Genomic DNA, 7,424 nt, shown 5'->3' with positions numbered 1-7,424 from the left:
TGCAAAAAGGGGTTTTCCCCCGGTTCTCTTGCTCTCTCCCATCCCCATAAGGAGATCGCGTGCGAATCAGGGAGTTGATGGAGGCCAGGCGGCCGTTCGTGTCGTTGGAGTTCTTCCCGCCCAAGGAGCGGGAGGCCTGGGAAGGATTTTTCGGCGTGGTGGAGCGGCTTTTGCCGGTGCGCCCGCTGTTTGTCTCGGTCACCTACGGGGCCGGCGGCAGCACTCATGCCCATACCCTGGAAATCGTTTCGCGCCTCAAAACCGCCTATGGCCTTGAGCCCATGGCCCACCTGACCTGTGTCGGGGCCAGCCGGGACAAGATTCGCGGTTTTCTCGACGCCCTGCGCGCCGCCGGTGTGGACAACGTGTTGGCCCTTCGCGGCGATCCGCCCAAGGGGCAGGAGCATTTCGTCCCGGATTCCGAGGATTTCCAGCACGCCTCCGATCTTGTGGCCTTTATTCGCCAGGAGTATCCGGAGTTGTGCGTGGGCGTGGCCGGCTATCCCGAGGTGCATCCCGAGGCAGCATCTCCCGAGGCCGACCTGGAGCGCCTGGGCGGCAAGCTCGCCCTTGGCGGCAACTTCGTCGTCACCCAGCTTTTTTTCGACAACGACAAGTATTTCGCCTTTGTGGACAAGGCCAGGGCGGCCGGCATCACCGCGCCCATGGTTCCGGGCGTGCTGCCGGTTTTGAGCCTGGCCAGCATCAAGCGCTTTGCCTCGCTTTGCGGCGCGAGCCTGCCGCCGGCCTATATGGCCGAGCTTGAGGCTGCCGACGCGGCCGGCGGAGCTGCCGCCGTGGCGGAAATCGGCATCGAGTATGCCCGCAGGCAGGCCCGGGATCTGATTGCCCGGGGCGCGCCGGGAGTCCATCTGTATACGCTCAACAAGGCCGAGGCCGTGCTCTCCATTGTCTCGGGCCTGGATTACTAAGCCTTTTTTTCGCTACTGGGTCCGGGGGGATGCTCCTCCCGGTCGGGTTGCGGGGAGACTTCCTGCACCCGCCGGTGGCATACACATACTGCTTCACGGAGGATCGTATGGGCAGGGGCGAGTTGGTTGTGGCTGTGGCCGGCGCCACGGGAGCCGTGGGTCGCGAGATGCTGAAGACCTTGGAACAGCGGGCGTTTCCGGCCAAAACCGTCAAGGCGCTGGCGTCGTCGCGTTCGGCCGGCACTACCGTGCCTTTTGCCGGGGGCGAGCTGACCGTCGAGGAGATGACCGAGAAATCCTTCGAAGGCGTCGATATCGCGCTTTTTTCCGCCGGCGGCTCAACCTCGAAACAGTTTGCCCCCTTTGCGGTCAAATCCGGCTGCGTGGTCATCGATAATTCCAGCGCCTGGCGCATGGACCCCGAGGTGCCGCTGGTGGTGCCCGAGGTCAATCCGGCCGACGTCGATTGGCACAAGGGCATCATCGCCAACCCCAACTGCTCGACCATCCAGATGGTGGTGGCGCTCAAGCCCCTGCACGACGTGGGCACGATCAAGCGCGTCATCGTCTCCACCTATCAGGCCGTGTCCGGCACCGGCCAAAAGGCCATTGCCGAGCTGGAAGGCCAGGTGCGTCAGCTCTTTAACAGCATGGAAGCAGACGTGAAGGTCTATCCGCACCAGATTGCCTTCAACTGTCTGCCCCAGATCGACGTGTTCACCGATGGCGACTACACCTTTGAAGAAGTCAAGATGATCAAGGAAACCAACAAGATCATGGGTGACGATTCGATCAAGGTGACGGCCACTACCGTGCGCGTGCCGGTCTTTTACGGCCACAGCGAGTCGGTCAACATCGAGACGGTAAAAAAAATCACTGCCAAGGAAGCCCGGGCCATCCTGTCCCAGGCCCCGGGTATCGTGGTTTACGACAACCCGTCGGAGAAGATCTATCCCATGCCGCTTATGGCTGCGGGCGAAGATCCGGTCTTTGTCGGGCGTATCCGCGAAGACAACACCATCGACAACGGCCTGCACCTGTGGATCGTGGCCGACAACATCCGCAAAGGCGCAGCGCTTAACGCCGTGCAGATCGCCGAACTGCTGATTGCCCGCGACAAGGTCCGCGTTTAAGAGAGAAGGAAGATGCCTCCGGCGGCCAAAGGGCAGTGCCCTTTGGAATCCCACCTGGAGGCAAAGGGTATAGGGGAGCGGCGTTGCCGCGGCGGTGGAAGAGAGGCGGGAAAAACCCCGTCGGTCGAGCAATGTGCAGTGCCAGCTTGACAGGAACCGCCGTTGTTCCGGCGGCCGGGGGCCTGAGGCCCCCGGACCCCCCACATGAGGGGAGGGGCGGGAAGCCACTCCGAAACTGTGCTTGCAAAGGCCCCCGCAGGGGGGCAAACGGGGGAAACGGGTAACGCCGTTTCCCCCATTTTTATAAGGAGTACTCCATGGCCGACATCGTTGACGCCAGCACCTATCTCGACCGCCTGCTGGCCGCTCCGCGTCCCGGCAGCGCCTCTGTCCTGGCTTTTTACGACCACCGCCTCGGCGTCATCGGCCAAGACCCGCGCCTCATGCTCATCCCCCTCGACGACCATCTCGTCCACCGCGGCGACGGCGTCTTCGAGACGCTTAAATACCTCGGCCGCCGGCTCTATCAGATCGAGCCGCATTTCACCCGCATGGAGCGTTCGGCTGCGGCCATCCATTTGGCCCCGCCCTGCCCCTGGGACGAAGTGGCGGCGTTGACCCTGGAAGTCTGCCGGGCCGGCGGGGCCGACGACGGCATGGTGCGCGTGCTGATCGGCCGCGGGCCGGGCGGCTTTGGCATCGATCCGGCCGAATGCCCGACTCCGAGCCTGACCATCGTGGCCTACGCCTTCCACGCCCGGCCGGCCGCCGCCTTTGCCAAGGGCGTCACCGCCTTTCGCACCTCCGTCCCGGCCAAGCAGAACTATCTGGCCCGCATCAAATCCATCGACTACCTGCCAAACGTGCTCATGAAACGCGAGGCCACCGAGCGCGGCGAAGACTACCCGGTGTGCTACGACGACAAGGGATTTCTGGCCGAAGGGGCCACCGAAAACATCTGTATCGTGGACGCTGCCGGCCGTTTTGTCGTGCCGGAACTGACCAATGCCCTGACCGGCACCACGCTGCTGCGGGCCATCGAACTTATCCAGGGCGAGATCGAAGTGGTCTTTACCGGCATCCGCGAAGAAGACATTGCCACGGCCCGGGAGATGTTCATTCTCGGCACCACCAACGACTGCCTGAGCATCGTGCGCTACAATGGGAAAGCCGTTGGCAACGGTGCGCCCGGCCCGGTGTCGCTGCGCCTCAAAGAACGCCTTGTGGCCGATATTGCGGCCAACGGCACGGCGTTTTAGGGGCGGAGCACGCTGGGCGGCGGCCCGGCCCCTCCCCGGCCAATGGCCCCCGGAGCCATAGCCCGGAGCCGGACCCGGCCTATCCGCCCCGAGCGTTGGCGCGGCTTGCAGCCACTCTCCTTGCCGGGGCGCTGGCCTGGACCTGGAGAGGGACTCGCGCTCCGGCTGCTGGCGCGGTGCCTGTACGCCGGGGACGGCTCCCCCAGGCGAGGCCCAAACGTCTCTTGGCCAAAGCGGCAAGGCGCCGGCCCGGTCCGTTTAACAGAAGAGGTTACGCCGATGCGTTCACCCGTTCCGTCCTTTGTCTTTGGTTTGCCGCGGTCCGGGACGACCTTGTTAAGCGTCATGCTCAATAACCATCCCTCGATCCATTGTCCGCCGGAGCCCTGGATCATGCTGGCCCTGGAAGCGCTCGGGCGAACCCATCCGGCCCACCCGGCCGGGGCAGGCTTGATCGGGACCGGGTATCAGGCCTTTTTGCCGGAAGCGCAGCGGATAAAGGCGCTGCGGGTTTTTGCCCGGGCCCTTTACCAGGAGAAACTCCAGATTGCCGGGAAGGGCCATTTTATCGACAAGACGCCCCGGTATTATTGTATTTTTGACTTCATACTGAAAGTATTTCCTACGGCAAAAAGCCTGTTTCTGGTGCGAAACCCGCTCGATGTGGCCGCTTCCTACAAGAATTCATGGGGCGTTGACCTAGCCTTAGCCATCAGGCAGCAAAGCGATACGCCCCACGCCATGGACTTTGTGCTCGGCCTTGAGCTGCTGGCGAAGGAGTCCAGGCGGAAGAATAAAAATACGTATACACTCTGTTATGAGTCACTCACCCGGAATCCTGCCGCTGCACTGTCTTCGCTGGTCTCGTTTCTCGGCTTTCCAATGCACGAGAACATTGAAAAATTCGATTTGGAGGGAAGTGCTTACAAAGAGCATGGCCTTGGTGATCGAAACGTGCTGGCCACGACAACACCGCATCAAAAGAGTATTGGAAAATGGCGCACAACATTCAATAAAAACGAACTGGCCATACTCCTTACGGCCATAGGCAGGGATACCCTTGTGGCCCTTGGCTATGAAGCCGTCGCCAATGAATTGCGCGACATGGGCGTCCGGGACAAGGGAATGGACTACTGCCAATATCTCCGGGATGTGTATGCGATGCACAGGGACCGGCGGTTGCTTGAAATGGCTGGCGACTGTTTGTACGAAGCCAGGCCCCTGCCATAAACAGACGCAGCACGGGCAGTTGCGGCCTTTCTGTTTCGCTCTGTCTCGTTTTCTGTAATCCCGAGGCTCTCTGCCCACCTTCAGCCAGCCGGCCTGGACAGGACAAATCAACCAGTGGACACGGCCGGCCGGTTCCTCGTGTTGGAAATCAAACTGCCGTCCGTACCAACCCCCTTTCCGTCCCATTCCGGCCGGCTCAGGCCGCCCCGGCCAGGGCGCGGTCGATTTCGGTCCGCACCATCGGGTCGGCTTCTCCGGTCCGGGCCGCTTCCAGGGCTCGCCGGGCCGCTCCCCCGCCCAGGCGTCCCAAAGCCCAGGCCGCATGGCCCCGCACCAGCCCTTCGGGATCGCCAAGGGCCGTGCCCAGGGCCGGGATGGCCGCGTCGTCGCCACGGTTGCCCAGGGCAATGGCGGCATTACGCTGGAAATATTTCCTCTCGCGGATATAGTTGTACATGAGCTGCTGGGCGGTCGTGGCAAAATAGGCCTCGTCCATGGCCAGGAGATCGGTCAGGCGAAAGCCGGCGGCAAAGCGCTCCAGGAACGGATCGGACGGCAGGGCAGCCGTCAGGCGGGGCCTGTTTCGCGGGCAGGCCTCCTGGCAGGCGTCGCAGCCATGGACCCGTTGCCCCATGGCCTGGCGAAACTCCAGGGGAATCGTGCCGGTAACGCCCGGGGCAAATCCGTCGCGGGCAAAGCAGTTCTGGAACGTGATGCAGCGCCTGGGGTCCAGACGAAGCGGCCCGAGGATCGCGCCGGTCGGGCAGGCATCCTGGCAGGCCGTGCAGCCCTTGCGACAGCGGACGGCGAGACTCGGGGCGTCTGGCGCCAACTCGGCGTCCACCACCATGGCGTCGAGGGAAAGAAACGAACTGCCGCCCCGGGCATAGGCAAAGGTGTTGTTGCCGTAGGTGGTGATGCCGGCCCGGGCGGCAGCCATGCGAAAGGGCACGGTGATGTTTTGTCCGATGGTCAGGCCGCGTTCGATCAGATAGGCCTCCAGCAGTTGGCGGCGCGCGCCGTGGATGCGCTGCGGCGGCGGGGAATAGGCCCGGGCCTGGTAGATGCGGCCGATGACCCCGCAAAGGGCCGCGGGAAAGGCCAGACGGGCGTAGTCATAGGCCAGGATGAGGATCGAGCGGGCCGTTGGCATGAGGCTGCGCGGGGCGGCGCCGTCCAGGGGACGGCGGGGACTGTTGCGATAAAAGGCGTAGGCCTCGCCGCGCGCGGTCAGATCGGCGGCGTAGGCGTCAAAGGGATCGGCCGTGGTGATGCCGACAGCGGTGTAGCCGATGTCCAGGGCGTAGTTCTTGATGTCGTCGGTCAGGGGCATGGTGCGCTCCTTTGTTTAGTGTATATGCACATATTGGAGCCGGCCCTAGGGGGCCAGGGTCTCAAGCCCGGCCAGGCCGGCAAGCAGTTGCTTGAGTCCGGGCTGGCCCAGGTGGTCGGCCACGGCGGCCTGGGCCGTGCGCCACAAGGGGGCGGCAGCGGCCAGGGCGTCGTGCCCGGCCGGGGTGAGGGCCAGAGGTTTGGCTCGCCGGTCCTGGCCGGCGACTTCGACGACAAGACCCCGGTCGGCCAGCGGCCGCAGGTTGCGCACCAGGGTGGTGCGATCGAGGCCCATGGCCTCGCCCAACGCGCCGGCCGTGGCCGGGGCCAGGGCGGCAAGGTGGCGCAGCAGTGAATACTGGGTGACGGTCAGGCCGCTTGGGGCCAGGGTGGCGTCGTAAAACCGGGTGACGGCCCGGGTGGCCCGGCGCAGGTTGGCGCAGTGGCAGGGAGATGTTGCTGGGGCAGATGAAGTGTGCATATGCACGAATGATAGGCGTCAGGGCCGCCGTCGTCAAGAATCCCGGGCCATAAAAAAGGGGGACCTCCCTGCGGAAGATCCCCCGTACAGACGAATTGAGGCGGTCCGGACTAGCGGCGTCCGCCACGGTCGCGGTCGCCGCCGCGTCCGCCACGGTCGCGGTCGCGGCTGAAGCCGCCGCCGCCGGTCTTGGCGTAGTCGGCCGGATCGTAGGCAACGCCGCGCTCTTCGTTGATGACGGCCTTGCGGGACAGGCGCACCCGGCCGGTCGGCTCGACGTCGAGCACCTTGACCTCGAGCTCCTGGCCCATCTTGACCACATCAGCCGGGCTGGTCACGCGTTCCACATCGAGCTGGGAGACGTGCACCAGGCCCTCGAGACCCGGCAGGATCTCGACGATGACGCCGCACTCGATGATCTTGATGACCTTGCCTTTGTAGTTGGCGCCCACGTCGGCGTGCTGGTCGTAGTATTCCACCCGGGCCTTGGCTTTTTCCAGGGATTCGAGGGTCGGGGCGAAGATGGAGATCTTGCCGGTATCCTCGATGTCGATGGACGCGCCAGTGTCGGCCGTGATGGACTTGATGTTCTTGCCGCCGGGTCCGATCACTTCACGGATCTTTTCCGGGTTGATATGCACCACGGCCAGCTGCGGGGCCAGAGCGGACAGCTCGGGGCGCGGCGCGGGCAGGATGGCGGCCATGCGGCCGAGGATATGCAGGCGGGCTTCCTTGGCCTGATTGAGCGCCTGGCGCATGACGGCCTGGGGAATGCCCGTGATCTTGATGTCCATCTGGATGCCGGTGACGCCGTCAGCGGTGCCGGCCACCTTGAAGTCCATGTCGCCCATGGCGTCTTCGTCGCCGAGGATGTCCGTCAGGATCAGGAAGTCGTCGCCTTCCTTGACAAGGCCCATGGCGATGCCGGCCACCGGAGCCTTGATGGGCACGCCGGCGTCCATGAGGGCCAGCGAAGCGCCGGCCACCGAGGCCATGGACGAGGAACCGTTGGACTCCAGGATCTGGGAGACCACGCGCATGGTGAAGGGGAAGTCTT

General features: G+C 64.2%; 7 protein-coding genes. 4 read left to right on the top strand and 3 right to left on the bottom strand.

Features of this window, described 5'->3' with window-relative positions; all coding sequences use genetic code 11:
• Positions 1–59 precede the first annotated feature (59 nt).
• The 4 genes from metF (at position 60) to DVDV_RS21000 (ending at position 4,554) form a co-directional block, all read left to right on the top strand.
• The gene (metF, locus tag DVDV_RS21015; protein WP_075356531.1) at positions 60–932 is read left to right on the top strand and encodes a methylenetetrahydrofolate reductase [NAD(P)H]; all 873 of its coding nucleotides are present in this window, start codon (positions 60–62) and stop codon (positions 930–932) included.
• Positions 933–1,039: 107 nt separating this feature from the next.
• Entirely contained in the window at positions 1,040–2,065 is a 1,026-nt protein-coding gene (locus DVDV_RS21010) for an aspartate-semialdehyde dehydrogenase (protein WP_075356530.1), read from the top strand.
• A 317-nt stretch (positions 2,066–2,382) separates the two neighbouring features.
• Positions 2,383–3,324: an aminotransferase class IV gene (locus DVDV_RS21005; protein WP_075356529.1), complete on the top strand. Its 942-nt coding sequence runs from the start codon at positions 2,383–2,385 to the stop codon at positions 3,322–3,324.
• A gap of 42 nt (positions 3,325–3,366) precedes the next feature.
• On the top strand, positions 3,367–4,554 hold the full coding sequence (locus DVDV_RS21000) for a sulfotransferase (protein ID WP_083634860.1): 1,188 nt from the start codon (positions 3,367–3,369) through the stop codon (positions 4,552–4,554).
• Positions 4,555–4,750: 196 nt separating this feature from the next.
• Here DVDV_RS21000 and DVDV_RS20995 read toward each other — a convergent pair whose 3' ends face one another.
• The 3 genes from DVDV_RS20995 to DVDV_RS20985 all read right to left on the bottom strand — a co-directional run.
• Complete coding sequence (locus tag DVDV_RS20995; protein WP_075356527.1) at positions 4,751–5,887, bottom strand: epoxyqueuosine reductase; 1,137 nt, start codon at positions 5,885–5,887, stop codon at positions 4,751–4,753.
• Between the two features lie 45 nt (positions 5,888–5,932).
• Complete coding sequence (locus tag DVDV_RS20990) at positions 5,933–6,367, bottom strand: MarR family winged helix-turn-helix transcriptional regulator (RefSeq protein ID WP_075356526.1); 435 nt, start codon at positions 6,365–6,367, stop codon at positions 5,933–5,935.
• Between the two features lie 110 nt (positions 6,368–6,477).
• Positions 6,478–7,424, bottom strand: a 947-nt coding sequence (locus DVDV_RS20985) for a S1 RNA-binding domain-containing protein (protein ID WP_139311701.1), incomplete at its 5' end; no start/stop codon positions are given.

Origin of the sequence: Desulfovibrio sp. DV, from assembly GCF_001936595.1 — a bacterium.
Taxonomy (GTDB): Bacteria; Desulfobacterota; Desulfovibrionia; order Desulfovibrionales; family Desulfovibrionaceae; genus Solidesulfovibrio.
This window is presented reverse-complemented; position numbering and strand designations above follow the sequence as displayed.

Coding starts and splice junctions, on each gene's coding strand:
- DVDV_RS21005 (WP_075356529.1), top strand. CDS start 2,383: ATGGCCGACATCGTTGACGCCAGCACCTATCTCGACCGCCTGCTGGCC.
- DVDV_RS21010 (WP_075356530.1), top strand. CDS start 1,040: ATGGGCAGGGGCGAGTTGGTTGTGGCTGTGGCCGGCGCCACGGGAGCC.
- DVDV_RS20990 (WP_075356526.1), bottom strand. CDS start 6,367: ATGCACACTTCATCTGCCCCAGCAACATCTCCCTGCCACTGCGCCAAC.
- DVDV_RS21000 (WP_083634860.1), top strand. CDS start 3,367: ATGGCCCCCGGAGCCATAGCCCGGAGCCGGACCCGGCCTATCCGCCCC.
- DVDV_RS20995 (WP_075356527.1), bottom strand. CDS start 5,887: ATGCCCCTGACCGACGACATCAAGAACTACGCCCTGGACATCGGCTAC.